Source organism: Roseobacter sp. MH60115, assembly GCF_015644665.1.
Taxonomy (GTDB): domain Bacteria; phylum Pseudomonadota; class Alphaproteobacteria; order Rhodobacterales; family Rhodobacteraceae; genus Roseobacter.
Genome location: NZ_JADOBQ010000003.1, coordinates 378,068 through 399,735, shown reverse-complemented (window position 1 = coordinate 399,735; position 21,668 = coordinate 378,068). Strand labels below are relative to the sequence as shown.

The window sequence follows — 21,668 nt, the reverse complement described above, 5'->3', positions numbered from 1 at the left end:
GATTGGTGGTACTACCACCAACATCTTGCCTTCTGCGCTATCGCTCAAAAAGGGCAAATCTCGCGTTCAACGCTATTGTCCAACCAGCGCATATCCTTTTTCAGACTTTTGACCCAACGACCTGGGTAAGCTGCGCCAGGGAGCTTTCCTGCAGTGACACCGATGGGCTGTTTCTGGAGCCGGTCGCTTCAATGTTTCAACAATGTGTTATGATTTGACTGCATTTACATCTTGGGAGCAACTTCATGACCGACCATTTTATCGGCCATTCGGCCAGCAATGACCTTACGGAAGCACTAAACAACGCTATTGCGAAGGCCAAGTCAGCACTGACAACAGACTACGTACGTTGGAAGCTCGATTTCGTCAACGGCGAGGCGGGTGGCTTCATAGTCGCTACCGATCTATACGCTGGAATTCACGCAGAAAGACCTCATCAGTATAACTTGGTTGGTCCTGTGTACTTCGAAATGATAGACGTCGCAAAAAAGCCTTTTGTAGTCAAGCTCGTCAGCGAAAGCCAAATCCGAACCGCGCGGAGAATTTTATCTGGCGAAGAGACGAAAAGTGTGCATGTGCAGGGTACAATTGTACCTTCGACGGCAAGCTATAATCCTGGTTGGAGCTACCACCTTGACCCGACTTCAGTAGATTTTTTTGAGTTTGCAATCGAAGTGTGTGACTCTGCCAGCGACTATGTGGAAGAAAATCTTGCAGATGTTGGCGGGGCTTTTTTACCCGGAAATCACTGGTGTCCGTGGTCATCGGAGTTAAGATCCGAATTGTCGGTTCCCGAACTCATAGAACGCTTGGAAACGAGTTGATATTCTAGACGCCGTGATGAAGTGAATTTTGAAGACTAAGAATCCTTTGCTTGGGTAGTTCTGGCCAGCTTCGGGAAGACCTTTGCGAGTAGCCTTCCAGTGTCGACTTACCTGCGTGCGAATAAACGAGAGGACCTCCATGACACAACAACACCTACAAAAGCTGTGGACGCTGTTTGGGACAATTCTGGTTTTTTACAGCGTGAATACTTGGTTATCGAGTCAGGGTGCGAATGCAATTCTCAATGTGAAGATATTAGACGAGCGCCCAGTCATTGGAGCTTTGATTGCTATTCCAATATGCTCAGTCCTTCTTTTCATACTGGCGCGAGTTGGTCTTCAGTTTGCCAAAGGGTCGCACTCAAGAAAGTGGCAAAATAGAATGCCCCTTGTCTGGCTCGAAGGACTGGACACAGATTCAAAGGCAGGAAAGTCCTATCAGGCCTTTTTTCTGCTAATTTTCATTCTAATCCCCATTGTCTCACTGATGCACTTTCTTCGAAAAGTCATGAGCGCGGATGTAGTTAACCTTGCTGATAGATCAACGGTTGTCTCGGCTTGGCACATGGTTGATTGGGAACTACTTATGTTCGGGCCGTACTGGAACGATGCCTACCGCATTGGCGAGACGATAACTCCGAACACGGCATCGCTAGAAAATACGGTGACATGGTTTCCTATGATCCAGCCAATCATTTTGGTGGCTCTTGTCGTAGTGTCTTCAGGAGCAGCGCTTCGGTTTCTGCTGGGAATTTTCAATTAAAGCGCGGCGAGCATATAATACGATACTTGTGAAATGCTCCACCATCAGCGTTGCATTGCCCTCGACACGTCCCGCCAATAATCATTTCTATACCCACCATCACTTGTCCGTTCGGGCATTGCGATGCCATTGACATCGCATTGCTGCCGCCACCTCGGTGAGGCGTGTATCCGACGTAAGAACGCGCGGGAATAGCCTTTAAGGCACCAACATTTGTTGATATGGATGTTTCCAAAGCCACCCTGAGGTTTTCATTTTCTTGCCGAAGCGCCGTTAGTTCTTGATCAACTTTCGCCGCCAATTCAGCAACGGCAGATTTCGCTTCAGACGCAGCGGTAACCGAAGCCTGCGCACAATCAACAACTGTGGTGCATTCCAGAACCTGCGACTGGGAAACCGTCGGCCACAGGAATAAGGCAAATACAATAATGAGCCGTTTCATTGATTTCTCCTCAATATGATCTTAGGCCTGTGACTTGCGCCCACGGGTGCGACAAGTCCTCAAAATAAGCAACTTCAGCCAAGTAGTACTCTGCGAGGACACCCCCACGATAGTGACATGATGTTTTTCGCGCGATACGCGCGATATTCCCATAGGCCGCTATCAGCCGGATGACAGGTTCGCTGTCGTCAATTTGTGAAAGGGCGTCGATGTACCCTTTCTTGATTTCTTCGTAAGCTATATCCGGCGAGGCGATGCTAACTTTCTGAACAACTACCTTGGCTCTCCCTATGATCGGAATCTTCAATTCGGCTTGTGAGTCCGAGATAATGTTTAAAGCGTCTCCGAGTACTTCCTTCACCTGTTCTGCGAAGACCGGAATTAAACATTCAGCGTCCCAGATCAACTGACGCGCATCATAGAATGCCTGTTGTTCGATTCTTGCTATCTCTCTAATTGTCTGACTTGCAATTTCGCCCACTGAATCAATGTTCTCGGCCACGCCCTGTTGAAATTCGCCAAGCCGTGCAGCGGAAATTCTGTCGATGTCGGCAATATAGCCTTCGACATCTGTCCCGAACTCCCGACTCAGTCGTTCGAGGGCTTTCGTTGCCCGGTCAATTGCTGCCGCAACAGTGTCAGCACTGTCCTTTCCAGCTTCCCTGACCCCCAACCAACCCAATAGGGATGCTTCAACCGGAGCGGTGCAAAACATGGTGGCGATGGCAAGGCACGAGAATGCTGTTCGAAATTGACGCAGTTTTGGATATCCGACTTTCATAAACTTCGCCCCCACGACGTTCACAGCAATCGAATATCATACTTTGGTTGAAAAATCAGCACCCCCGATCAACCTAAACAGGTTGCGATACAAAGTTGAACGATCTGCACCTATTTTGCGCGCTGCTTCGGAGACAAGAATACCCGTCGGATCGATACACTGGTGCGCAGCCAACACCGTCACAAAGTCCAACACGGACGGCCTGCCGAGCCTCTTACTGTCTCTAGTTCCGCGATGGTGTTTTTGGTGATGATGTCGCGTTGGAATTCGGCGAAGGCGCTGAACACGTGATAGATCAGCTTGCTGGCTGGGGTGGTGGTGCCCTCGCTCAAGCTTAAAATTGGATGCCTTCATTACTGAACCGTACTAGTAAATCCGAGAGGTGCAGAACCGAGCGGCCCAAACGGTCGAGCTTGAATACCACTACCGTGTCGCCTTCGCGCAGATGATTAAGCATGGCGTCCAAAACTTGCCTACTGCATTATCGCTCCAAAAGGGCACTTCTCGCATTTTGCGCTATGGGCCAATAATATCAATCCAATAGAAGCAAGAGGATCATCAAACGCTATGCTTGCTCAACCCTGCCATACCAGCACAACCCAATCCAAACATTGACGCACTAGGAAGTATCCCTAGAGCAGCGGGATTTCCATGCGCTGCAAGGAAGATGCCACTTAGTATTCCAAGCCCGCCAAGAGCCAGCGCGCCGATACAACTCACCTTTCGAAAAGATTCACTATTAAAAATTTCTTTCATAAACATATGCTTAAAGCAAATACTGTAACATTGCAACACATTACTGTGATGAGATGGATCCGTTAGCAGAGCCTTCGTTCCAGTTGTATGAGCCATTCAAGAAATGAGTTCCGTCACTTGCGCTACCCGTTAGCTGACCGTCGCCTGACAGTGCGACAATGATGTTTCCGCGTTCTGGCAAAAGTTCCTCGTTGCTCCTTGGGAGAGATGGGCGCGTCGGAGTTGGAGGTGGCTCTGGAGCCTCGTCAGCTTCTAGCAATACACTCGCAGCAGCGCTGAAAGTCACAAGACCTGCCGCACCTTTTGCGGCGCCTCCCGCAGCTATCCATGGAGCGGCCCCCAATGCCAAACCGCCCGTTGCTGCTGCAGAAGTTCCAACCGCGAGCGCACTTCCCCCAAGGCTGCCAACTATGATTTCAGCTCCAAGCACCCATCCCCAAATAGAGTTTTCACCAATTCGCGTGACATGATGAAAATCCATGGATTGATAGTCCTGCGCTTCGGGATCGTAAAGCCAAACAGCTTGTCCGTGCATCAGAACGGGTTCGGCGCCTACCCTGCCCAAACCGGAGTAATTAATCGCTATGGTTTCGTCGTCATCACCCCAAGCATAACCAGTCATCGTCATGTTAGCTTCTTGCCCGTTAACAACGCTACTGATGTTCACCACCCACTGACGCTCCGAGAATGATGCGGACCATACAAGTTCCTCTATGTTTTCGCCAAACCGCTCACTGAGCAATGAAGTCTCGGCCAATAGGGCTTCCGCCATCACCATAACATTCGCTGCCTTTCGCAATTCCGGTGACGCCATGGCGACGTGTGGACGCAGAAACAAACTGGCCGAAAGAATTAAGAGGCACGACAGAAAATGCTTCAAAAATAATACTCCAGAATCGCTAGGGCGTGAAATTGGGTATGATGGTCAACCTGACGAAGCAAATGCACTCCATGTCAACCGTTATCACATCCCGGGTGTCGAGTCACCTTGCTTAGCTCTTAACATCCCAAGCCATCGGCCCAAGGTTGAGCGATCTGCACCGATCCTGCGCGCTGCCTCTGAAACTGACAGGCCCATTTGGTTGATATGCTGATGCGCAAGCAAAACCGTCTCAATATCCAGCACAGGCGGTCTGCCCAGTCGCGTGCCACGCTTCCTTGCCGCTTCCAATCCGGCGATGGTGTTCTCGGCGATGATGTCGCGCTGGAATTCGGCGAAGGCGCTGAACAGGTGGTAGACCAGTTTGCCGCCGGGGGTGGTCGTGTTGATGCCCTCGCTTAAGGAGCAAAAGTGGATGCCTTGGTTGCGGAACCGCACCAGCAGGTCGGACAGGTGCAGGACTGAGCGCCCTAGACGGTCCAGCTTGAACACCACGACCGTATCGCCTTCGCGCAGTTCCTTGAGCATGGCATCAAGCCCTTGGCGGCTGGCCTTGCTGCCGGAGACGCCGTGATCTTCGAATATCTTTTCACAAGCCACGTCATTCAGCCCGTCGCGCTGCATGCGCAGTTTCTGGTCCTTGGTGGACACGCGCGCGTAGCCGATCCGCCGCCCCGGCGCATCGATACTGGGCCAAACATGCATGAGTGGTTGCCTCCTGCGCTGCTCAAAAACGAACCTTTCTGAGCAAGACCGCTGTGGCACCGATTTGACCCGTTTTGCCGATGCGATGCGCCGCAAATCGCGGCTTTCCGTGTATACGCCCATATTTCCTCCTGTTAAAGTGCGGGTGATCAAAAACCTTCGTTTATGATCAACGCATTAAAGGCATCCGGCAAAGCGTTTCTGACGGTCTGCCTGATCTGTCCACAGCAATCTTTTGCCGATGGGTTCACCGGTGCGGATGTACTGGAATGGAGCGCAGACAAGCAGGACGGTCACTTTCAGGCCTCTGTCACCATGATCGGGATTGTCGCAACGCAAACGGGTGAGCATGGCCATATTGCGGAATGCATTGATGCATGGTTTGGCGGCGGCGATGCCAGCCAACCGCAGCGATCCGCCAGAATTCTGGAAGTGATGCGCGGATTGCCGGACTTTCACCCTCAAGCCGTCATCCTGGCCGTGATTGAGAAGGAATGCGGGGATTTCTGATCTGGTTAGAGTTTTGGCACGACCAAGTCAGACGTAGCTTCCACGCTGGTCTTAGCGACCGTTGGCGCTGAACGCGTCATTTCCTGTTCAAATCGTTGTTCGGTGCCTTGGGTGATTTCCTCGGCGCGTTTCTTGAAACCGTTCAAGTCATCGGCGCTTGGCGGCTCGGTTTCATCCGCCATGCCGGATTGCATGCCACCGATCTCGGCCTGGCCAGCTCGCACATCATCGGCCAAATCACTCAGGCGATTGAGCCGATCCTTGTCCGCATTGATCGCTTCAAGTGTTGGTTCATCGCCGCGCCAGAGGATTGTGGCTGCAAGTTCCGGGGCCACCAATGTGCCGTCCTCTGTGCGGATATCGCCGTTTTGATCTTTGAACACCTTGGTTCCATCCGGTAGCCTCGCCGCACGATCCAGCTTGTCATCAAGCGCAGCATTGGCGTGCTTGACCTCGGCTTGAACGCGCCGGAGCAAGTCATCCAACCTGCGCTGAGCGTCGCTTAGAACCTGAACGGTTTCCTCGAACAGCGCGGCATAGGCCGGGTTGTTCATCATCAGGATTTGCAGATTGGTCAGTCCTGCTTCCTTGCGGGTGCCGCGTTTGCCGTTGATCTTGTCTTCGCGGATGTCAGCGTTCAGGAACCGTTCGATCCGCCCGACATCACGTCCGGCCATCTCGTTCTGGAGGTCGTCAAAATCCTGCGCGTGTTTGGCAAATTGCGCTTTCAGGCTAAACGTTTCTAGATCAATATCTCGTATCACATTGTATATTATATATATTTTCCGTTAAAATGTCGTTAACAGGTGTGCCCACGCAGTGAAGGTTTAAGCTGGAACGCACCCATATGAGACCGATGCCAATTCCTACCCACTCAAGGCCTGAGCAGCAGTCTGATAGCCAAGAGCATCCACTATTTTCCTGGTTTTTTCTGTTTCATAGGTGCTTTTTGCGCATGGCGTTTGTTCCATGCCTTGATGGAAAAACCCTTTTTGTGCATTTGGTCCCAATCAGGATATCCAAAGTTCGCGTATGGGAACCGGTAAGGTTCGGTGCGAATGTAGCTATGCACGTTACCGTCATTGTCCAATGGGTCTGTAATCATGTCCTGAAGCAGTCCAGTTGCCATTTTATCGATGTGCTCCTTATCGACCCGTCTCCTAGGTAGACCTCCAGGCGCTTCCGCGCGGTAACAGGCCAGTCCGACATCAGCGCGAATGTCGGTGACCCCCTTTCGCGCAACAAGCAAGGCGCGAATTTCCATATTCAGCATATCGGAAGGAGAACCAACATGCTTGCTGTCTGCGAGTGTATGGAACATTTCCAACGACATCTGTTCTCTGGCGTTTAGGATGAGGTTCTGCGCGGTTTGATCCAGAAACTTCTGGTAGGCGTCCTGACCGTCGTCCAGATGGGATTGGCATATAGCGGCGTCTGTCATCCAGAGCTGTGGTTCGACGACTTTGTGGAAGGTGTAGCGACCGACACGGGTGAACAGGCGTGCAATGGTTTTTACGCTTGGAACTAAAGCATCATGAGATTTGAGATAGGAAGAAAACCGGTGCCGTGCGTCTTTTGCTGATAACCCTTCGAGGAACAAAAACAAGAGCGTGACGAACTGGGATTCGCTCATTTTTGATCTACGAACAAAGCGGTTCTTCGAAACATAGATGGTTCTGGCCATAAAAATATATCCGTACTTACAGTGGCTTACTTCAATTTGGTACAGCAAACTTCTCTAGCTTTAGAGATGGCAATCTCGGTCATCTTTTAAAGAGCGTACGGGGAAATACATCATCTGACATCGGCCACAGCTTCTGCTGCCGACAACGAACCAAGATCGAAGACCAAATCAAGCCACGCTGAAAACAGCCGTTTTCAGCGACAGGACAAGTGCGCCCGGCGCATAGTTGAAAGGAAGGCAATGAACTATCCAAACGATCCCCGGCAGGGGCCGTCCAAGTCGATGATGCAGGCATCCACGGATGCGATGGCCAATATCTTTGCCCTCATCGCGGCCATGATCCTCGCGCCGCTGCTTTACGACTGGACGCGGGATTTATTCCTGAGTGCCGCCTCGCGGTCCTATGGCCGCGACATGCTGGAAATGCTGGATATCGCGTGGCTCATCCTCATGTATCCGGCGGTGTTTTTCTCAGCCCGCGTCACGATCTTTGTGGCGCTCACCAGTGGCGTGACGGCGCTTGCGCTGCGCTACGCCTGAATTCAATCCAAATCTGAGCAAAAAAAGGAGAGAACCATGCCCAGAAAAGTCCGTGAAAAAGTCGGTGAAATCCACCGCACGCGTATCGAGAAGACCTTCTTCGATCACGTGAAAGAAGTCCTGCAAGGCGCTGCCGTCATCGCGCTCGGGATCATCTTTCTGATCGCGATTTTCACCTGACCGGGGCGGCCCCCAAGTGGGGCCGATCCACCCCTCCCACTTTGCAGGAACCGCAATGACCCATTACCAGGAACACCCGCATGGCTCGGCCCGGTTTGCCGATCCCTTTGAAGTGCGCCGCGCATTTCGCAAAAAAGGCGGCGTGCCGATTGGCTTTCATCAAGGCCGGATGCTTTCGCATTCCGCACAAGCCGGGGCATTGCTGATCGGCGGTGCGGGCTGCGGCAAGTTCACGACCAAGCTTGCCCACATCATGGGCGCTACGGGTCGCAAATCAGGCCGCAAGGGTGAGCCGCCGCGTTACCTGATCCTTGATCCCAAGGGCGAGATGGCAGCGGTGATGGGACCGAGCCTCGTTCATAGCCGCGCGCATGCCTATTACATCAATCCCTACGACTTGCACGACCTGCCCAGCCATTCCCTCTCGCTACTAAGCCATCTGAAATCCTCGTCAAACACGCTGGTGGCTGATGCACGGCGCACGGCCCGCACCTTCCTGCCAGAAAGCGGGGGCGGCGATGCGCGGTTCTTTGAACAGAAGGCGCAAAACTGGGTTGATCCGCTGCTGCGGGGGCTGGTGCATGCCGATGGCAGCGTCTCGCCGCAAAGCCTTTATGATCTGGTCTGCATGATCCGTGCTGCGCCTGAGGCGTGGGAACAGATGGCGGACGCCATGGCCGGAATGGGCGAGCCTGATCTGCACGTGACTTACACCGAAATGATCGAAATGGCCGAAGACAGCCGTAAGACCTATGATTCCGTGCTGAGCGAGATCGCGAACGCGCTCGCTTTCATGAATGACGCCAATCTGCAAAACACGTTCACCAGCAATGCGGGTGCGGATTTCACACTGGATGTGCTGACCGAAGACAGCGACCGCCCGGTTTTTGTCTTCCTGATGATGCCTGCCGAGTTAATCGCGCAGAACGCCGTGCTGATCAGGCAGTGCTTTTCCACCGTGCGCACGCTGAAGCAGCGCAAACCCCATGCTCCGACCATCAACCTCGTGATTGATGAAGCCGCACAACTTGGGCGCTTTCCCGAGATTGCGGAGTTTTACGCCATTGGCCGGGGTTTTGGTCTTAGCCCGTTTTGCGTCTACCAGGATATTGGCCAGATCAAGCGCAACTTGGGCGAGACAGGCGCAATGACACTCTCGGCCAGCGCCGATGTCGAGATTTATCTCGGCGGCGGCATCTCCGATCTGGAGACCGCCCAGCACCTCAGTCGCAAGCTTGGTCAGCAAACAATTGCGCTGGACGATGGCCTGACCCAGGAACGTGCGGCACGTGCGAAACGCGAAGTGATGCACGGCACGCTGTTTAACGGACAAGATCTCACCATGTTCTGCGATGAAGGCCGCCAGCTCTGCGACCTCTTCGATGCCCATGTATTCCGACACGTCCGCCCCTTCGAACCCTTGATGGTCATGGATTGCCCACTCTTCCGCATTTTCTACTGGTGAGGCTGCAAGCATCTCGCGGATGTCTGCATAGATGTCGAAAGCGTCTCGCTCCGCATCGATCCAGCGCCCATGCAGAATGCCATTACTGTATGCTGCCAGACAGGCAACGTATATTCTGATATCTCCTTGTGATTGTTTCATTTTCTTCTCCTTCCGTAGGGTATGGGGTTGCTCCTGCAACCCCTGCCTCGTGGCGAACAGTGGGTGTGCAAGCGGAAGGGAAAATCGGCGAAAGATTCTGTCGTTGTTGGAGGCAACCTTCAGGGGGAGCCGACAACGATCATAATCTGTTCGATCTGTTTTGCCTGCAGTGCGCTGAGGGCGAAGCCCTAAGCCTTGTCAACGCAAGGGATGGAATAGGGGTGGCACGCCAAGACCACCCTTTTTGCCAAAAGACCGTTTTGAATTCAGCCTCTCCGCCGCGCATGTGTGTGTAGCTGCATACAGCCATTAACTGTCTGACGAAGCGCGTGTAACTAGTATACCTCTTGACTCCTCTTGGCGTCCAGCTCCTTTGCGAAGTCGAACTCTAACCAGTTTGTAAACCAACGCTGGGACTTCGAAGCATCGTCGGAGTATCCGATGATATCTGAGGCAAGTGCTGGATCAGACACCCCAAAGACCTTAAGCGCTTCTGCTTTCTTAACAGTGGGTATGTATGGGCAGGAAATCAGGTCAAACAACAACAAAACGAGCTCTGCATCCTTGTGACATGTCTCTGAACGATCACGAATACGCTTGATCGCCGTATCTACAACATGCTCGCGAAGTACATTGTACCGAACCTTATCGCGCATATAAAAGAGCGATACGGTAATCGAAAAATAACTCAGTGAGTTGTTCAAACTTTGTTTACTTCCATGAGACGGTAATTCGATGCCCAGATAGTCCGCTAATACCCCTTGCTCCAGCCAATAATCACGGCCCAATGCGGATAAAGCGATAAGCAAGTATAGAGTCTCGACTTGTATATGTTCCGAAGATTTGTTCTTCTTGATGATGAAGCAAGTATTGTCATAGACAAGTTTGTGAACAATCTGTTCTTGTGTGCGGTCGAGTTCTCTGCGGCGAAAGAATGCATTAAATACTTCCAGTATCCTACAAAGCCGAATGGTAGTATTAACTCTCGGCGACACTGCGTATATAAAAAATACAAACTCAATAACACTCGTGATGGCATTCACCATCTGCCTAGGTGAACGATTGTCCGGACTTACTTTCATATAGTCATCAACAAGACCTTGACTCTTCCTCTCGACAATCGAAAGGGTGTAATTAAGCATGTCCTTGTATTCTACCTCACACGTTTTGATGATTGTCTTGAATGACGTAATCAATGCATTCGAGTTGACGAAAACACTCCCCTTGGTCTCCAGCACTTCACCATTTTCATCAACGATCTCGTCAAGGTTGAAGTTTATTCTCTTTTCCAGCAGTTGGGCAATCTGCTGCTTAGCCATCGTGATTTCAGTTATGATAGGTTTTTCATACACTACAGCTTTTGCTGCATTTAGAGATAGCTTGTACCGCCGCAAAGCGTGCTGGAGCTCGTCGACAATGCGTACCCTATCCTCATCGCGGTTATAGAACACAAAGTAGTCATCAACATACCGAAACACCTCATAGTCCACCTGATGCTCTAGCCGGGAGCCACTGTTCCGGAGTGTGTGTTCGACCTCACGGTCGATGGCCTGAAGAATAATCTCAGCGAAGATTCGGGAGAACTCCGGGCCGATGATGATCCCGTTGGTTTCACCCATATTCATTCGCTGCATCAATCTATCGAAACGATCTGGGAAAGATCCATTGCTTTCGCCCAAGGCCTCCTTTTGGGCATCCTTCCCAATGGTCGCCCAGCCAATCGAGTGCGTGTAGATACTATCGAAACACTTGGAGACGTCTAGCTTGGTGAGATTATTGTATTTCTTTTCACATCGGTGATATCGGTAGGATTCGTAAAACTTGTAGATATTGCTGTATTCTCTGTATACAAAGAAAGAACGAAGACTTTCATATTCATTACCTAAAGTTTCAATCCGAGTCGCCTCCAAGGACAGCTTCTCCTTGTGAAGCTTGTCGTTGTGAAAAGTGAATTTTGCCACTTTTGAAGGTGCGCGTATCGAGAATGGACTTAGCGAGGTGTAGTAGAGAATCGTCTCCTTGCATCGATCATAAAATTCCGAGACATGCAGTTGACTGCGCGGGTGTGGCACGCAAAGCTCTCGGAACTCTGTTTCTTTATGATTGATCTTATAACGAAATGGAGTTAGGAAATCTTTCGGCTTAGGGTGTCGGTTGGTCGAGGGTATTTTTCTGTCGTCCAGCTGATATCTCCTGAAATCTAACTCCTGTTCGCCAACCCATCGTTTTACGTCAGAAAGCCGGTGTGGATTATCGGGAAGGCAGAATAGCAAATGAATGATTCGATCAAGTGCTGCGGAGCTCTTAAGCCATATTACTTCTGTATCTCCATTTTTCTGAATTCGGTGGCGGAGTATAAATGAATAGAAATGGCGATTGGAAAATGAGACAGGAATCTCATAAGGGAGCACATCCGATAAGAGGCTGCGCTCCTTCTTGTAAGAGAGACGTAGCTTTCTAGGAGACATTTTTCCAGACCCCCACGATTTCAAATAAGTTTTGCGCCGAGAACTTGTGATACTGCTTTGTCTCAAATCCATACTTGAACGACATTAGCTGCAAGCGGCTCTTTAGGCGTCCAGAGGGTAGTGCTGCAATTTTAGATTTAAGATATGAATCTAGAGCATCCAGGTCCCGCATTGCGCTCAACAGAGGGTTCGAAAAGAATATTCCTGATACCACATTCTTCTTGTTATTCACTAACCTTGTATTGCCAGTCAGAAACCGTAATCTTTTCTCTAGTAGTCGGCGGGAATTTAGCTCAGATTTTTTTGCATTTTGGTAGTAAGCATTGAAGGTTAAATCCAACCGCTTCTTGTAACGTGCAAGTTTTTCAGGAGACATTCTAAGGTCAACAGTCTTTGGCCCAACCTCGAATTTATAGCCCAGGTATGTCAGTTGGTAAGACGCCTTGGATGCCACACTTAGAATTTGAGTCTTTGTTCGGTTTCGTTTTAGCCCCATGCTTCGAAACGAGCGCGCCACTAGTTGTCTAAAAAGTCTTGTTCCCACATTCGGTGGTGGGCAAAAAATGATGACTATGTCGTCCACATATCGTGCGTAATACAAGACACCGGGATGGTTGCGGATACTAGTGTCGATGTCGCGCATATACAGCTCTGCCAAATATGCGCTTATACCGATGCCACGTGGCAGCCCTTCGTCAAGTCCGGTAATTTGGCTGTATTCATAAAGAATTCTTCGAATGATCTTCTTTGATTGTAGAGTCAGCAGTGGGTCATTGCGTAATTTTCTTAGAAGGATGTTTCTCGGAATGCTCTCATAAAATGATGATATGTCCGTGCGAACAATGTACTTTGGCATCGCATCCGCCAGCAATTCTCGCAGCTGGCAGATGATTTCATGCCTATTGGACTGTTTAACCTTATAAAGACGTCTTATGTTGTACTGAATTTGCTTTAGCGCGAATTGTGTCTCAGCGCTTCGTTCGGCCACAAACACCTTCTTTGGTTTGCCGATATCAATTTCCTGAATTCCAAATGAAAAGTCCTTTGCGCATACGTTCGTGCTTACCTCTTCAAGCTTCGCTTGGAGCATCTCCTCGCGTTCTTTTCGTAGAGCTTCCAGTTTCACCGAAAGGTCAACGCGTAGCGCCTCATAGTCTTCAGGAGTATGATTGTCCTTTTCACTTCTGAGCGTACGAAGTTTACCAATGCATGATTGAATTTCATGGCTCTTACCTTCAATTTCTGGGAAGAATTCACCTTCGAGGTAGTTGCCTTTTCGATTCTCGATATCGAAGATTTTTCTGAAGTTTTCTGCTGAAAATGACTGATCAAGCATGGCTGGTATGTCTCCGAGCTCTTTCTTTTCGAGACGTCAAACAGTCTTCTCTCAAGTAGCAAGCAGACTCAGAAATACTGCCGTCTTGGATACCATCCATAGCTGATTGAACTAGGAACCATTCGCGCGGACCTAAGGTAATGTCTAAGCTAGCCCTGATTGTCAAAGGACTCGCGTAGAGCGCCGAAAGGGCTTTTTTGATTGTTGCCGCATTCACGTACTCGAACTCCTACTCTATATTGCGAGTTTAGCAGTTCGGGTTGTGCTGTGCATCCCGAGTTGCACAAGATTTGGAGTTTTCCACAGGAGTCATACAACTATCGTGTAGGCTGTATGGCATGTGAGAATTGCGTTGCGGGCTAGGGGAAGCCGTTATTCAGCGCGACTAGTTCCTAGGTAAATCGATTTTGGGCAGCCTGTTCAGAACCTAAGGAACTTTCGACATTTACTTACAAGGCGCAATTTAGGATAAATGTTGTATGAGTTTATCAAAATCCGACTACATGTTGTTCCTAAGGCATCCTGCGTGGCTCTGGCTGAAAAAGCATGCCAAACACCTTCTACCGCCGGTCGATGCGGGGCTGCAGGCTCGGTTTGATGAGGGGCACGCTTTCGAGCCCTATGCTGAGGCGCTGTTCCCTGAGCTTGTCCGGCTCGGCTTTTCTGACTTTGCAAGCTACCAGACGCTAACAGCGCTAACTTCGAACACTTGGCAAAATGGCGCTACCTGCGTGGCGCAAGGGCGCTACGAAGGTGGCCCCCTCACATGCATCTCAGACATCGTCAGTCGCGATGGCGACGCCTTCGTCCTGACTGAGATCAAGAGTGGCACCTCGGTCAAGCCTGAGCACTATTTCGACCTTGCCTTCCAGCGCGTTGTCCTAGAGGCCGCCGAATTCCCGATTACCCGCTGTGAGGTGGCACGCGTCAATCGTGACTACGTCAGAGCTGGCGAGATCGATCCGCGAGAATTGGTGGCAATCACAGATATCACTGAAGAGGTCGCCGCCCAGATCGAGAGCACACGAGCACGGATCGATCAGGCACTGGATGTAGCAGCGAGCCCTAACATGCCCGATCCGGCTCCGGAACGTGCTCGCCTCAAGTCCTACAGCGAATGGCTGGAAATACGTGAGAAGCTCGATCCACCTCTCGCCGAAGACAGCATCCACAGGCTTCCGTTCATGAACGCGGAAAAAGCCACAGAACTGATCGGGGCAGGTATTAGCACAAACGATGCGATTGCCGATCCGTCTGTGCTGAGCAAGTCAACGAGAAGATATCTGAATGCGCGCAGCCACGGATTGAGAACCGTGGACCAGAAAGCATTGGATAGCTTTCTCAGCGAGATCACCTATCCGGTCTACTACTTCGATTACGAGACCTCTCAAAGCCTGCTTCCACCATGGGATGGGACGCGCCCCTATCAGCAAGTACCTTTTCAGTATTCACTGCATATCCGTCGGGAACCAAGTGGCGAAGTCGAGCACCTGGAGTACCTTCATCGCAATGACAGCAACCCGATGCCAGCGCTTCTCGAAAGGCTACGAGAAGACGTCGGAGAGACGGGTTCGGTGCTTGTTTGGTATCAAGCTTTCGAAAAGACCCGCAATAACGAGATGGCTGAGGCTTTCCCGGAGCATGCCGCATTCCTGCAAGGGCTCAATGACCGCGTGATCGATCTCATGAACCCGTTTTATGATGAGACCATTACCGATCCCGCGTTCAAGGGAAGCGCATCGATCAAGGCCGTCCTGCCCGCCTTGCTGCCGGAGCTCTCATACGATGACCTCGATATCCGTGAAGGCGCAAGCGCAGCCCGGCTTTGGAAAGAGGTCACGTTGACCAATCCGCAGGCCCCGGAACGTGAGAAAGTCTATGCTGATCTGGTCGAGTATTGCACGCGCGATACTTGGGCGATGGTGGCCATTCACGGAGCTTTGCAGGCGATGTCACAGGCACATCACCAATAGTAAAACAGCGCTAGAAAACACACGCGCTCCAACCGGCGAAAGGTTGGTCCCGATGAAATCGTCTCCATGATATGGCGGTATCCAATCTACGGAAGGTTGGTCTGGGGTCTTGGGGGCAGGAACGCCCGCCAAGTCGATGGGTGCAGGGAGAGCGAAGTCTCCTTGCTCGTGGTTGAGCGGCGATTGCGCTCTCTGGCTGGATGATGGGTTTGATGCCCGGAGACCAGCCAAAGGCCGGGGGGATGCAACGGGGGCGCGCAGCGGGTCCCCTTGCCAAGATGTGCAAAGTAAAAAATCGTAGATTTTGTACTACAGCACACATCTTGCGTTCGTCGCTAAGTGGGAAATCTGGTGGAAATTGGATTTGGTTTAGTGCGTCAATACTGGTTCAAACGGGGTCAGTGGATCGATCTGCTTTGCTTGGATTGAGGCTCGTTTTGAGATGATCCTGTAAGATTTTTCATCCGCCGTGGAATGATGATCTATTGAATCATGAGAGAAGCGGTCAGGCCTATGCCACACATGAGAAGTAGGCCGTGAATCGAGCTGCCGATCAAAACCGAATATGACGTCGCCTTCCGCTTGCGGGCGTCGTTAAATCGGGGAAACTGTTCCTGGGTGCTACGTGCCTTTGGGTTTTATTTTGCGCATCAACCAGTAGCCCAGTGCTCCCCACAATATGCTCTGCGCAAGGACGGCAAAGAACGGTACGTTTCCCTGTGTTGCAGAAGATGTTACGAGGACAACGGGAAAGAGAAGGATGGTCAGAAGAGGCGACCATCGGTGATCATGTTCCTGTACCGCCAACCAATTAGTCAGATCGTCGCCGTCCAGCCCTTCTGGCGCAGTTGCCATCATCGCTGCAAAGTTGTCCATAGCGCTTTGTCCAGCGGAGTCGATCCACATTGGCACCAACACGACATAGCAAACAGCCACTGAGGCACCGACCAACAAAGCGCGAATATCCAACATGTTACAACTCCTTAACTCTTATCCAGAAGTTGGGATATCTCGTGTAAGGCATGCTGAGAGCGGCATTGGCTCCTCACAGTTCTACCGTCCTGCGCTGTAAATTATTGACGACGTGGCACTTATCGGCTTATGTCAACTTATGGATAGAAGTTGACTTGATGATTTGGGCGTGGTGATCTGGGCTATGCCTTTGACAGGACTCAGGAATCCCAATCATCCCAAAGCGGGCTCAACGACGAAGGTGGAGCCGCTGCGCGATGTGGCTGACATTCGTGCGATTAAAGCGCTGTTGGCACATCGTCCGCGTGATCTGTGTTTGTTCACGCTGGGGATTAACACAGCCTACCGGGCGAATGAGCTGCTTTCGATTTCGGTCGGGCAAGTGGCGCATCTATCCGCCGGAGACGCCCTTGCATTGAAGCAATCCAAGAACGGGCGTTACCGTATGACGACGCTGAACCACACGGCGGTGCAATCGGTGCAGGGCTGGCTGGCGGAACATCCCAAGGCGGGCGACCCGGACGCGCCCCTGTTCCTGTCGCAGCGCACGCGCAGAGCGCTGACGGTGTCGCCGTTTATCAACATGGTGAAGGGGTGGTGCCGGGAAGTGGGACTTCAGGGCAATTACGGCTCTCATACCCTGCGCAAGACATGGGGGTTTCACCAGCTGCGCGGCAATACGCAGACCCCGCCGCATCTGGTGTTGCCCCTTCTGATGGAAGCATATGGCCATTCCAGGCAGCAGCAGACCCTCGAATACCTCTGCATCCAGTCCGATGAAGTCGCCTCCCTGTTTATGCAGGTGGAGTTGTGAGAGTACTTGCCTATCTCTCGATAGTACTTTCGGGAGGATACATAGCCAGCGTCAGCGCCTGCATGGCTCTTTCGTCGCTACGTCCTTCAGAATAATCATATGGACGGCATCCGTAATGATCCAACTGGTGTACTTGGGATTTATCACGCGCCAAAACGCTTATAACAAATTCCTCATGGCCATACTCTGCAGCCAAGTGTAAAGGAGTTTTTTCAAGCTCATCTACGTCGGAAAGTGATTGGCCGCTTTCTATTGCAGCATTTAACTCTACAATATCACCATTTCTTGCAGCGTGAAAAATATCCGGCGGCTCCTTTTCGGATTTTTCTTCTTTCATTATTGCCAATTTAGTCAAAATGATAAGATCCTTCAAGCATTTTTACGAATAGCTCTTCAGTGGCACTCAAAATTAATGGTAATAGTGAATGCGGCCCCCCGAAATGGTAGGTAGTAATAGCGATGTTTATGCAGGTGGAGCTTTAGCCCGGATAAAAATCGCTAGGCTCATTATCAGAATAGTCCAACCTGCTTGGGTCCGGCTTCAGATCATTGTACATAGAATCGTGCAGTAATTTCATACCTTTGACGTTATTGAAGGCGCGCGCATGGTCCCATGGAACTCGATCATTGGCGTCCTTTACCCATGGGTCAAAAGACGGATGCTGAGCAGCGGCAGCTAAAAATTTATTACTCGAACGTTCGGCAGCAATGTGAACCGGCGTAAAATTAAGCCGCTCGTCATCTTGAGTTGATAAAGACTGTCCTTGACTTAGAGCATCCAGCATTTCTCCAACATCGTCGTTCAATGCGGCTCGAAATAAGTTTGGATCTCGTCTTCTTGGCTGCAGATATACCTCTGGATTACTCATTAAAACAAGTATCCAAAATAGGCCAAATCAAAAATTTTGTCAAAAGAAACAGATAGTTCCTTGCCTCTTTGGAGGTTTGGAGTGGTAACTCTAGTCGTTTTGCCATTTTTTATACCACTGATAAATCGTTCATCGACGCAATCGGCAGGGCTTCTCGGTGCTAAGATATTGTTTGGAAAATCGATTCTAATGTCTAGAACAGATGTATCCATTTTACGATCCAGAACGCTATAACTTATAAGCCCATCGGCGCATCCATTTTGCCACGACCCTCTATTTCGGGGCCGAATAAGTTTTATCCAGCAGTTCCAGCCTTCGAGTTCGTAGGCTTCCAGTTTCCTATCTGAAAGTGTCGAAAACGGTATGACAAACATATATCCTTCGTAGAAAATTGTATCGTCATACGTTTGTGGTGACTCCCTTTTTACATCAAACCGGCAATATGCAATTGTGAGCTTTATTACGCCTGATATAACAAAATCAAATCTGAAAATAATGCTATCATAAAAAGCGTCTAGAATATCGTCGGTGAATAAATACTCCCCAGAAACCTGAAAAATGTAGTCTGCCACTTCCGCATTCAGTTGTCTTGTCTGATAAATTTCAGAAAGAGCGTTCGCGTGTTTTTCATCACGTGCGCGCTTAGCGATTGGGTAGATATGCTCATATTCCTCGGTCATCGCCAAAGACCGAACAAAGCGATCAACAAAGCGGAATGCTGTATCTGGTATAGAACCGTGACGGTACCAGTCGTATAATTGGCTATAGGATAGACCGCTGTCACGGGCCAGTATCTTGTTGCCACTGGCGTCATCGTAGTCGGCCATTATGGCGTCTCGTGTAGCCATCCATTTGAACTTTGAGCGGCCTCGCTTTTTTCGCTCAACCTCTTGATAGATAATTAAGATTTCTAAACTGACTCTCTTCCATTCGCTTGAAAAAGCCTGTTGGCGTGGTTGCTGCGTCGTTGCGCTCTTCAATTTGCGGTGATTTTCCGCAAATGCTTCGAAAGAAATGACGTTTTCTCCAGACATGTCCCGTTTCTAACAGATGCGGCGGCGATCAACCAAGAGGAGAACCACAATGTCTAAAACAAGCACCTTCAATGCGGGCCGGAACTGGGCGCAGAGCGGTGGCGCGATGCCGAAGATGACGGGCTGGTCGAACACCGCAAAGCAGACCTTTGGCGCGGGCTTTGCGCATGGCAGCAAGAAATAATGGCGGCCCGCCACTGCCAACCTTGCCCGATGTGTCTGCCGGATCAGCACCGGCGCTGCCTCTATTGCAGGCTGATGCCTGATGATGGGCGGCACGTCCTGACGCACCTCTAGCGCGTCTTTTCACACCATAGGGCTTTTCGCCCGTCAGTCGGTCCTGCGCTTTTGCGTTCAGGGCATGGGTCCGGCTTGTCTGTTCACATCTCAATGAAAGGGACTGGATATGTCTCATCCCTCGAATAAAAGCCCGCTGATGGAATCGGCAGGCACGATCACGTGGCTTGTGTCGCTGATCATCACCTACATCAACTTTCCCTGGCTGTTCAGGGCGACGGAGACCTGGATCCTCAGCTTTGCCAGCGTCTATTCGCGCGATGAAGGGTTTTTCGCCTTCGTCTCGCTCTGCTGGATGGCTGTTCTGGCTTTCCTGATCTTCAGCACGATCCGCGCGCTGCTGTCCGCCTTGATTGCGGCAGGCGGTCTCGCCCTGGTTATGCGCTTCTTCAGCAACAAGGACTGATCCCATGGAACGATTTCATAAATGTCTCGATACTGTTTTCTGCAAGGATGAACGGGTCATCACACACCGCATTGTTGAAGAGACCGCAGAGACCATCCGCGTTCTCAACTGGCCCGTGATCTGCGGGGTGCTGGGCGCTGCGGCCTTCGCCTGCCTGTCTGTATTTGCAGGAGGGTAAACGGATGTCCCAAGATGATTGGAACGCGCGCTTTGAGCAGGGCTCTGCACGCTTTGCAACGGAAGCGGATGCCATCCGAATGAAGATGTACAGGCAGACCGCCACGTCCTGCTTTTTGGGGCTGCGGGGTGGTCGCCCGCTCTATGGGGACCATCCGGGGGCGATGTTAATTGTCGCCCCCAGCCGCGCAGGCAAAGGATCGGAGCTAGTCACACCGAACCTGATGACAGGTGTGCAATCGGGGCGCACGCAGGTTGTGCTCAATACCAAGGGCGATCTGTATCACATCACCAAAAACCAGGCGGCCGATGACAAGGCCGTCTATTGCTGGAACCTGGATGGCCGACCGGACGTCCCCGAAGACCGGGTCAATCCGTTTGAAGGGATGAGGTGGCAATCGCGCACCCTGGAGTCGGATACCAAGACTGTCTGCCTTGGCTTGATCCCCGATAGTGCCAGCGGGAAAGACAAGTACTTCACCACGGGCGGGCGCGCGATTATGGAGGCGCTGTGCTACGCAGTCGCCAAACGGGACGGCGTCGTGACGCTCCCGGCGCTCTATGGGGCGACCAATGCTGTGCGTACAGGCGGCGCAGCGTGGAAACGACTCGCAGAGGACCTGGCTGATACGGAGAATCCTCTGTGTCAGCGCGTGCGCGCAGAGCTTGATCTCTATCATGCCGATCCACATGGCGGCGGCATGAAGGATATCATCGGCGAACTGGGGAATGCGATGTCCTTTGCCAGCGATCCGAACGCCATGCGCGCCGTGACGCCGCCCTTCAGCGTCTCTATCAAGAATGATCTGTGCAGCGCGGAGCGCTTTGCGAACTTCTACATCATCTGCGAAGCGGAGAAGCTGGAGACGCATGCGCCCATCATCAAGGCGCTGCTGAATATGCTGTTTCTGACCAAGGCGCGCCTGCCGGGCGCGCTGGGTCAGGACTGGATTCTCGATGAGACGGCCTTGCTGGGGTCTTATCCGATGGTGGAAACGCTGGCGTCCTACGGCCCCGGTTTCGGGATCAGGCCGTGGTTTGTGTTTCAGAATTTCAAGCAGGCAGATGCGCTTGGTCCGCGCGCACGTCAGACCATCTTTGCCAATGCCCAAACACAGATGTTCTTTGGCACGCGCGATCTGGAAACCTGCCGCATGCTCTCGGACATGGTCGGGCGCGAAACACTGGAGGTCGATGATCCGCTGACGCAAAGTCGCGGGCGGCATGAGCGGGACGCCATGAAGCGCGCGATCCTGATGGGGGCTGATCCGTTTGAAGTGGGCCTGGCCTTTCAGCAAAAGTCCTATGAAGCCACGCATCGCCGTAAGGTCGGGCGGTCTTTGATGACGCCTGATGAAATCAGAATCCAGCTTCAGACAAAAATGCTGCTCTTTGCAGACGGCTTGCCGGGGCCGCTGCTGGTGGACCGGATGCCCTATTGGAAGCGGCGTTCCCTGGCGGGGAAGTATCTGCCGGACCCGTATCACCCGCCTATGGATAGCGTCTTGGTACAGACCAGGTGGGGACAGCGCCGCCGCGCCGTCATCACCGAAGAGGTTGATCCGCGTTTCGCGCATCTGCCGCAATATGCGGACGGGCAGTGGTCATATGTTGAGGGGTATAAGCCATGAGGGTTTATAGCGAAAAATGC

At 51.5% G+C, this 21,668-nt stretch carries 26 protein-coding genes and 1 pseudogene; 12 read left to right on the top strand and 15 right to left on the bottom strand.

The features are described from left to right. Positions 1–245 precede the first annotated feature (245 nt). Both ISX84_RS23240 and ISX84_RS12355 read left to right on the top strand, forming a co-directional pair. Positions 246–824 (top strand): BP74-related protein, encoded by a 579-nt coding sequence (locus ISX84_RS23240; RefSeq protein WP_229884281.1) that lies wholly within the window; start codon positions 246–248, stop codon positions 822–824. Between the two features lie 139 nt (positions 825–963). Next, entirely contained in the window at positions 964–1,587 is a 624-nt protein-coding gene (locus ISX84_RS12355; RefSeq protein WP_195820667.1) for a hypothetical protein, read from the top strand. Here ISX84_RS12355 and ISX84_RS12350 read toward each other — a convergent pair. From ISX84_RS12350 to ISX84_RS12330, 6 genes are all read right to left on the bottom strand, one after another. Beyond that, positions 1,580–2,029, bottom strand: coding sequence for a hypothetical protein (locus tag ISX84_RS12350; RefSeq protein ID WP_195820666.1), 450 nt, complete (start codon positions 2,027–2,029; stop codon positions 1,580–1,582). The genes ISX84_RS12355 and ISX84_RS12350 overlap by 8 nt on opposite strands. Positions 2,030–2,039: 10 nt before the next feature. Further along, complete coding sequence (locus ISX84_RS12345) at positions 2,040–2,810, bottom strand: hypothetical protein (protein ID WP_195820665.1); 771 nt, start codon at positions 2,808–2,810, stop codon at positions 2,040–2,042. A 179-nt stretch (positions 2,811–2,989) separates the two neighbouring features. After that, complete coding sequence (locus ISX84_RS23570; protein WP_442800625.1) at positions 2,990–3,097, bottom strand: hypothetical protein; 108 nt, start codon at positions 3,095–3,097, stop codon at positions 2,990–2,992. Between the two features lie 47 nt (positions 3,098–3,144). Further along, positions 3,145–3,267: a recombinase family protein gene (locus ISX84_RS23565; protein ID WP_195820664.1), complete on the bottom strand. Its 123-nt coding sequence runs from the start codon at positions 3,265–3,267 to the stop codon at positions 3,145–3,147. Between the two features lie 339 nt (positions 3,268–3,606). Beyond that, positions 3,607–4,446, bottom strand: a complete 840-nt coding sequence (locus ISX84_RS12335) for a hypothetical protein (protein ID WP_195820663.1) — start codon at positions 4,444–4,446, stop codon at positions 3,607–3,609. Between the two features lie 84 nt (positions 4,447–4,530). Further along, positions 4,531–5,304 (bottom strand): recombinase family protein, encoded by a 774-nt coding sequence (locus tag ISX84_RS12330; RefSeq protein WP_229884280.1) that lies wholly within the window; start codon positions 5,302–5,304, stop codon positions 4,531–4,533. Positions 5,305–5,316: 12 nt separating this feature from the next. On the opposite strand from ISX84_RS12330, the gene ISX84_RS12325 reads away from it, so the two are divergent. Continuing rightward, a complete protein-coding gene (locus ISX84_RS12325; RefSeq protein ID WP_195820662.1) occupies positions 5,317–5,661 on the top strand; it encodes a hypothetical protein in 345 nt (114 codons plus the stop codon). Positions 5,662–5,666: 5 nt separating this feature from the next. On the opposite strand, the gene ISX84_RS12320 is transcribed toward ISX84_RS12325, so the two are convergent. Next, complete coding sequence (locus ISX84_RS12320) at positions 5,667–6,425, bottom strand: hypothetical protein (RefSeq protein WP_195820661.1); 759 nt, start codon at positions 6,423–6,425, stop codon at positions 5,667–5,669. A 149-nt stretch (positions 6,426–6,574) separates the two neighbouring features. Next, on the bottom strand, positions 6,575–7,345 hold the full coding sequence (locus ISX84_RS12315; protein ID WP_195820660.1) for a hypothetical protein: 771 nt from the start codon (positions 7,343–7,345) through the stop codon (positions 6,575–6,577). 240 nt (positions 7,346–7,585) lie between these two features. Here ISX84_RS12315 and ISX84_RS12310 point away from each other — a divergent pair, with 240 nt between their 5' ends. From ISX84_RS12310 to ISX84_RS23235, 3 genes are read left to right on the top strand one after another with little or no spacing between them, the layout of a single operon-like run. Continuing rightward, positions 7,586–7,885, top strand: a complete 300-nt coding sequence (locus ISX84_RS12310; protein ID WP_195820659.1) for a hypothetical protein — start codon at positions 7,586–7,588, stop codon at positions 7,883–7,885. 36 nt (positions 7,886–7,921) lie between these two features. Continuing rightward, positions 7,922–8,065: a hypothetical protein gene (locus ISX84_RS12305; protein WP_195820658.1), complete on the top strand. Its 144-nt coding sequence runs from the start codon at positions 7,922–7,924 to the stop codon at positions 8,063–8,065. A gap of 55 nt (positions 8,066–8,120) precedes the next feature. Continuing rightward, positions 8,121–9,530, top strand: coding sequence for a type IV secretory system conjugative DNA transfer family protein (locus ISX84_RS23235; RefSeq protein WP_326838733.1), 1,410 nt, complete (start codon positions 8,121–8,123; stop codon positions 9,528–9,530). Here ISX84_RS23235 and ISX84_RS12300 read toward each other — a convergent pair. The 3 genes and pseudogenes from ISX84_RS12300 to drt3a form a co-directional block, all read right to left on the bottom strand. Further along, a pseudogene (locus tag ISX84_RS12300) lies at positions 9,435–9,671 on the bottom strand (antirestriction protein ArdA); the annotation flags it as partial. The gene ISX84_RS23235 and the pseudogene ISX84_RS12300 sit on opposite strands and share 96 nt — an antisense overlap. Positions 9,672–10,006: 335 nt before the next feature. Further along, positions 10,007–12,139, bottom strand: a complete 2,133-nt coding sequence (gene drt3b, locus ISX84_RS12295; RefSeq protein WP_195820657.1) for an antiviral reverse transcriptase Drt3b — start codon at positions 12,137–12,139, stop codon at positions 10,007–10,009. Then, positions 12,129–13,475 (bottom strand): antiviral reverse transcriptase Drt3a, encoded by a 1,347-nt coding sequence (gene drt3a / locus ISX84_RS12290; protein ID WP_195820656.1) that lies wholly within the window; start codon positions 13,473–13,475, stop codon positions 12,129–12,131. The genes drt3b and drt3a overlap by 11 nt, the downstream gene beginning before the upstream one ends. Positions 13,476–13,954: 479 nt before the next feature. Here drt3a and ISX84_RS12285 point away from each other — a divergent pair, with 479 nt between their 5' ends. After that, positions 13,955–15,448: a DUF2779 domain-containing protein gene (locus ISX84_RS12285; protein WP_195820655.1), complete on the top strand. Its 1,494-nt coding sequence runs from the start codon at positions 13,955–13,957 to the stop codon at positions 15,446–15,448. 621 nt (positions 15,449–16,069) lie between these two features. Here ISX84_RS12285 and ISX84_RS12280 read toward each other — a convergent pair. Further along, positions 16,070–16,420 carry a hypothetical protein gene (locus ISX84_RS12280; RefSeq protein WP_195820654.1) on the bottom strand — a complete coding sequence of 117 codons (351 nt, stop codon included), beginning with the start codon at positions 16,418–16,420 and terminating at the stop codon, positions 16,070–16,072. A gap of 184 nt (positions 16,421–16,604) precedes the next feature. On the opposite strand from ISX84_RS12280, the gene ISX84_RS12275 reads away from it, so the two are divergent. Then, entirely contained in the window at positions 16,605–17,234 is a 630-nt protein-coding gene (locus ISX84_RS12275) for a tyrosine-type recombinase/integrase (RefSeq protein WP_195820653.1), read from the top strand. 10 nt (positions 17,235–17,244) lie between these two features. Here the strand turns inward: ISX84_RS12275 and ISX84_RS12270 are convergent, their stop codons facing one another. The 3 genes from ISX84_RS12270 to ISX84_RS12260 form a co-directional block, all read right to left on the bottom strand. After that, positions 17,245–17,607, bottom strand: coding sequence for an ankyrin repeat domain-containing protein (locus ISX84_RS12270; protein WP_195820652.1), 363 nt, complete (start codon positions 17,605–17,607; stop codon positions 17,245–17,247). Between the two features lie 106 nt (positions 17,608–17,713). Then, entirely contained in the window at positions 17,714–18,103 is a 390-nt protein-coding gene (locus ISX84_RS12265) for a hypothetical protein (RefSeq protein WP_195820651.1), read from the bottom strand. Then, positions 18,103–19,137, bottom strand: coding sequence for a hypothetical protein (locus ISX84_RS12260; protein WP_195820650.1), 1,035 nt, complete (start codon positions 19,135–19,137; stop codon positions 18,103–18,105). The genes ISX84_RS12265 and ISX84_RS12260 overlap by 1 nt, the downstream gene beginning before the upstream one ends. 49 nt (positions 19,138–19,186) lie before the next feature. Here ISX84_RS12260 and ISX84_RS23395 point away from each other — a divergent pair, with 49 nt between their 5' ends. The 4 genes from ISX84_RS23395 (at position 19,187) to ISX84_RS12245 (ending at position 21,648) form a co-directional block, all read left to right on the top strand. Further along, the gene (locus tag ISX84_RS23395) at positions 19,187–19,321 is read left to right on the top strand and encodes a hypothetical protein (RefSeq protein WP_268247473.1); all 135 of its coding nucleotides are present in this window, start codon (positions 19,187–19,189) and stop codon (positions 19,319–19,321) included. A 222-nt stretch (positions 19,322–19,543) separates the two neighbouring features. Then, complete coding sequence (locus tag ISX84_RS12255) at positions 19,544–19,840, top strand: hypothetical protein (RefSeq protein WP_195820649.1); 297 nt, start codon at positions 19,544–19,546, stop codon at positions 19,838–19,840. 4 nt (positions 19,841–19,844) lie between these two features. Next, positions 19,845–20,018, top strand: a complete 174-nt coding sequence (locus tag ISX84_RS12250; protein ID WP_195820648.1) for a hypothetical protein — start codon at positions 19,845–19,847, stop codon at positions 20,016–20,018. A gap of 4 nt (positions 20,019–20,022) precedes the next feature. Then, positions 20,023–21,648: a type IV secretory system conjugative DNA transfer family protein gene (locus ISX84_RS12245; RefSeq protein WP_195820647.1), complete on the top strand. Its 1,626-nt coding sequence runs from the start codon at positions 20,023–20,025 to the stop codon at positions 21,646–21,648. Positions 21,649–21,668: the final 20 nt, after the last annotated feature.

Coding starts and splice junctions, on each gene's coding strand:
- drt3b (WP_195820657.1), bottom strand. CDS start 12,139: ATGTCTCCTAGAAAGCTACGTCTCTCTTACAAGAAGGAGCGCAGCCTC.
- ISX84_RS12325 (WP_195820662.1), top strand. CDS start 5,317: ATGATCAACGCATTAAAGGCATCCGGCAAAGCGTTTCTGACGGTCTGC.
- ISX84_RS12310 (WP_195820659.1), top strand. CDS start 7,586: ATGAACTATCCAAACGATCCCCGGCAGGGGCCGTCCAAGTCGATGATG.
- ISX84_RS12315 (WP_195820660.1), bottom strand. CDS start 7,345: ATGGCCAGAACCATCTATGTTTCGAAGAACCGCTTTGTTCGTAGATCA.
- ISX84_RS12255 (WP_195820649.1), top strand. CDS start 19,544: ATGTCTCATCCCTCGAATAAAAGCCCGCTGATGGAATCGGCAGGCACG.
- ISX84_RS12260 (WP_195820650.1), bottom strand. CDS start 19,137: ATGTCTGGAGAAAACGTCATTTCTTTCGAAGCATTTGCGGAAAATCAC.
- ISX84_RS12305 (WP_195820658.1), top strand. CDS start 7,922: ATGCCCAGAAAAGTCCGTGAAAAAGTCGGTGAAATCCACCGCACGCGT.
- ISX84_RS12280 (WP_195820654.1), bottom strand. CDS start 16,420: ATGTTGGATATTCGCGCTTTGTTGGTCGGTGCCTCAGTGGCTGTTTGC.
- ISX84_RS23565 (WP_195820664.1), bottom strand. CDS start 3,267: ATGCTTAATCATCTGCGCGAAGGCGACACGGTAGTGGTATTCAAGCTC.
- ISX84_RS12245 (WP_195820647.1), top strand. CDS start 20,023: ATGTCCCAAGATGATTGGAACGCGCGCTTTGAGCAGGGCTCTGCACGC.
- ISX84_RS23395 (WP_268247473.1), top strand. CDS start 19,187: ATGTCTAAAACAAGCACCTTCAATGCGGGCCGGAACTGGGCGCAGAGC.
- ISX84_RS12275 (WP_195820653.1), top strand. CDS start 16,605: ATGCCTTTGACAGGACTCAGGAATCCCAATCATCCCAAAGCGGGCTCA.
- ISX84_RS12285 (WP_195820655.1), top strand. CDS start 13,955: ATGAGTTTATCAAAATCCGACTACATGTTGTTCCTAAGGCATCCTGCG.
- ISX84_RS12250 (WP_195820648.1), top strand. CDS start 19,845: ATGGAACGATTTCATAAATGTCTCGATACTGTTTTCTGCAAGGATGAA.
- ISX84_RS12345 (WP_195820665.1), bottom strand. CDS start 2,810: ATGAAAGTCGGATATCCAAAACTGCGTCAATTTCGAACAGCATTCTCG.
- drt3a (WP_195820656.1), bottom strand. CDS start 13,475: ATGCTTGATCAGTCATTTTCAGCAGAAAACTTCAGAAAAATCTTCGAT.
- ISX84_RS12265 (WP_195820651.1), bottom strand. CDS start 18,103: ATGAGTAATCCAGAGGTATATCTGCAGCCAAGAAGACGAGATCCAAAC.
- ISX84_RS12355 (WP_195820667.1), top strand. CDS start 964: ATGACACAACAACACCTACAAAAGCTGTGGACGCTGTTTGGGACAATT.
- ISX84_RS23235 (WP_326838733.1), top strand. CDS start 8,121: ATGACCCATTACCAGGAACACCCGCATGGCTCGGCCCGGTTTGCCGAT.
- ISX84_RS12350 (WP_195820666.1), bottom strand. CDS start 2,029: ATGAAACGGCTCATTATTGTATTTGCCTTATTCCTGTGGCCGACGGTT.
- ISX84_RS23240 (WP_229884281.1), top strand. CDS start 246: ATGACCGACCATTTTATCGGCCATTCGGCCAGCAATGACCTTACGGAA.